We start from the raw sequence: 3091 nt of genomic DNA, 5'->3' as shown, positions 1-3091 counted from the left end.
TGACAGGTCGTCTCCCAGCTCGAGCTCCGCGCGGAGCTGGAAGGCGAGCCAGCTGGGCGCACCGCTCCGCAGGGCATTGAGGCGGGTCAGGGCGGGGACGGCCTCGGCCGCGGTCATGAAGACGGTCGGGGCGATCGCGACGGTGAAGCATCGACTCCCGGCGTCCGAGATCCGGTCGCCGTACACTTCGTGGGGCGGGTGAAAGACCAGGGACGCGGGTCCGCAGCGCACGCGGATCCGACCCCAGTCTTCCACGTAGCCGCCCTCGACGGCGAGGCAGAGGCTCGCCCACGGGTGCGGCTGCCGTGGAATCTCCTGCGCTGGATCGTAGACCGCGTCGCGCAACCGAAAGCCCGCGACGTCGAGCGCTCTGAGCGGCTGCCCGAATTCGCTAGGCCGCGCAGCAGGAGAGCTTCGCCACGTCCTTGGTGAACGCCTGAGCGGCAAGCTTGATCCCCTCCGACAACGTCAGGTACGGGTGGAACGTTGATGTGAGATCCTCGATCGTCAGCCCAAACTTGATCGCGAGCGCTGGCTCGGTGACCATCTCCCCGGCCTCGGCCGCGAGGATGTGCGCGCCGACGATCTTCTTGGTACCAGCATCCGCCACGAGCTTGATGAATCCCCGCGTGTCATGCGCCGCGAGCGCCCTCGGCACGTGCTCGAGCGGCAGCTTGGAGACGAGCGGCTCGATCCCCTGAGCTCGTGCCTCGTTCTCAGTAAGGCCGACGGAGGAGACGGCGGGATCGGTAAAAGTCACTTTGGGCAGCGCCGAGAGGTCGTACCGGCGCTCGTTCCCGGTCAGGGCGTTCTCCGCCGCCAGTGCACCAGCATAGGCCGCCACATACACGAACATGGGGTCGCCGATCACGTCGCCTGCGGCATACACGTTCGGGTTCGTCGTCTGCAGAAAGTCGCCGACGACGATTTCTCCCTTCGTGCCGATGGTGATGCCGATCGTGTCGAGCCCAAACCCCGCCGTGTTGGCTCGGCGACCCGTGGCGACCAGCAGCTGTTCGGCGCGTGCAAGGCGCGCGGCAGAACCTGCGTGGTACTGGACCTCGTAGCCATCGGTGCCCCTGCTCACTCGATCAACCCTGACGTCGGTGTAGACGTCGAGCCCCTCCGACCGGAGGTGGTCCGCCAGGGCGTTGCCGATATCTGCGTCTTCCGCTGGGACGACGCGAGGCAGCGCTTCGAGGACGGTCACCCGCACGCCGAGCCGCGCGAACATCTGCGCCAGCTCGAGACCCACAGCGCTCCCGCCGATCACGATGAGGGATTGGGGAAGGCGCTCCAACGCCATCGCCGACGCATTGTCGAGGTAGCCGGCCTCGGCGAGACCTGGGATGGGCGGTGCCCAGGGAGAGGATCCCGTGGTCACCACGATCTTGCCAGCAGTCAGCGTACGACCACTCGCGAGTCGAACCTCGCGACCGGAGACGAACGTGGCGCGCTCCTGGAACAGCGTGATGGAAGGGTACGCCCGCAGCACGTTCCAGTACTTCGTCTGCCGCAGCTCGGCCACGAGCGCATCCTTCTCGCCGCGCACCGTCGACCAGTCGGGCTGCCCATCGGTCGTGGGGATCCCCCGAAATCCGTGGTGAACCCTCCGGTGCTGTGCCTCGGCGGCGCGGATGAGCGTCTTCGACGGCACACAGCCGACGTTCACACAGGTCCCACCGAGCGTGCCCCCTTCGACCATTGCGACGCGGGCGCCGAGGTCCGCGGGTTTAATGGCAGCGGCGAACCCCGCGGAGCCACCGCCCACGACCAGGAGGTCGAACTCGACGCCGCCTTTTGTGATCACCGTCGGCGCCTCGGACCCTTTGTACTGCCCATGAGTTCTCCGCGCCTCGGTCACTGGCCGCCTCCCGGGGTTCTCGTCGTGTCCGGCAGGATCGTTGCGCCGAACCCGGTGAGTCGAGTGAGGTGCGCGGCGATCTGCACCGGGCTGACCTGCCGCGGGTCGTAGCGCACGATACCGAGGCTGTCGTCCAGCGTCACGGTGGCGCTGTACACGCCGGGAAGCCGCTTCAAGGCGAGTCGTGCGGTTGCGGGGCAACTTCCGCACGTCATCTTGGAGATGTGCAGCCGAACCGTCGCCGTGTCCGCAGCCTGCAGTCCGACCTGCGCGGGCTGCGCGCCGGCCGTCTGGAGTCCCGCGCCGCACAATGGGCAGAGGACTGCGGCCCCGCCGACTCCGGCAGCGAAAAGCAACGTGACCTTCCATGACGACAACATGGTAAACCTCCTAACCCAGCACGAGTTTCGACCACCAGGGGAACGTGAGCAGCGGGATAGACACGATCGTCGCCGTCCACAGCGCCCACTTCATCCGGCGGCGGGCGAGCGGCGAGGCACACAAGGTTCCAGGCTCGCACGCCCGCTTCTCCTCACCTCGGAGCACGACGAAGCCGAAGCCGAGCGCCAGCACGGTCCCGGCGACGAAGTAGGGCCGCAGCGGCTCGAACGTCGCCGCGAGCCCGGCGCCACTCAGGCCGAACGCGACGGCGACGAGCGGTCCAGCGCAGCAGAGTGTCGACACCACGGCCGCGACAACACCGCCAGCTGCAGCGAGTGCCGTCTTAGTGACCGACTTCGTCATGGTCTTCCAATACCTCCAGGATCGGGCAGTCGTCCGTTGGCCGTCGGGCGGCACAGGCCGCGGCCAGCCGCTCCAGGGTGCGTTTCATGCGCTGGAGGTCGCGGATCCTCTGATGGACGACCTCAATCTTCTGTCTCGTTTTCCGCTCGACGGCATCGCAGGCGGCCCCGTGCCGGACGCGCAGCCCGAGCAACTCCTGGATCTCCTGCAACGAGAAACCGAGCTCCTGCGCGTGCTTGATGAAACGCAGGCGCGCCACCGCGTCATCGGCGTACTGGCGATATCCAGCCGGAGTGCGCCGCGGGGTCGGAAAGAGGCCACGCCGCTCGTAATAGCGGATCGTCTGGATGTTCACGTCAGCCGCGTCCGCGACCTGACCGATGGTCAACGCCATTCCTGAGCTCTCCTTGAGGCTCTAGGACAAGATAGACCTTGTACCAAGGTATATGGTCAAGGGGTGGCACACGCGCCTTGCTACACGGC

Annotated in this window: 5 protein-coding genes; all 5 read right to left on the bottom strand. The window is 67.1% G+C overall.

The window, feature by feature from the left end:
- Positions 1-345 (bottom strand): hypothetical protein (locus E6J59_19620; GenBank protein ID TMB15983.1); only part of this gene is annotated, 345 nt, incomplete at its 3' end.
- Between the two features lie 46 nt (positions 346-391).
- On the bottom strand, positions 392-1810 hold the full coding sequence (gene merA / locus E6J59_19615; GenBank protein TMB15984.1) for a mercury(II) reductase: 1419 nt from the start codon (positions 1808-1810) through the stop codon (positions 392-394).
- Positions 1811-1860: 50 nt separating this feature from the next.
- The gene (locus E6J59_19610) at positions 1861-2244 is read right to left on the bottom strand and encodes a heavy-metal-associated domain-containing protein (GenBank protein TMB15982.1); all 384 of its coding nucleotides are present in this window, start codon (positions 2242-2244) and stop codon (positions 1861-1863) included.
- Positions 2245-2254: 10 nt separating this feature from the next.
- Positions 2255-2608, bottom strand: coding sequence for a mercury transporter (locus tag E6J59_19605; GenBank protein ID TMB15981.1), 354 nt, complete (start codon positions 2606-2608; stop codon positions 2255-2257).
- Positions 2589-3002 (bottom strand): MerR family transcriptional regulator, encoded by a 414-nt coding sequence (locus tag E6J59_19600; GenBank protein TMB15980.1) that lies wholly within the window; start codon positions 3000-3002, stop codon positions 2589-2591. The genes E6J59_19605 and E6J59_19600 overlap by 20 nt, the downstream gene beginning before the upstream one ends.
- Positions 3003-3091: the final 89 nt, after the last annotated feature.

Source organism: Deltaproteobacteria bacterium (assembly GCA_005879795.1).
Classification (GTDB): Bacteria; Desulfobacterota; Binatia; order DP-6; family DP-6; genus DP-6.
This window is presented reverse-complemented; position numbering and strand designations above follow the sequence as displayed.

Bases quoted from the DNA above. Each gene is read 5' to 3' on its own strand.
- E6J59_19600 (TMB15980.1), bottom strand. From the start codon at position 3,002: ATGGCGTTGACCATCGGTCAGGTCGCGGACGCGGCTGACGTGAACATC.
- E6J59_19610 (TMB15982.1), bottom strand. From the start codon at position 2,244: ATGTTGTCGTCATGGAAGGTCACGTTGCTTTTCGCTGCCGGAGTCGGC.
- E6J59_19605 (TMB15981.1), bottom strand. From the start codon at position 2,608: ATGACGAAGTCGGTCACTAAGACGGCACTCGCTGCAGCTGGCGGTGTT.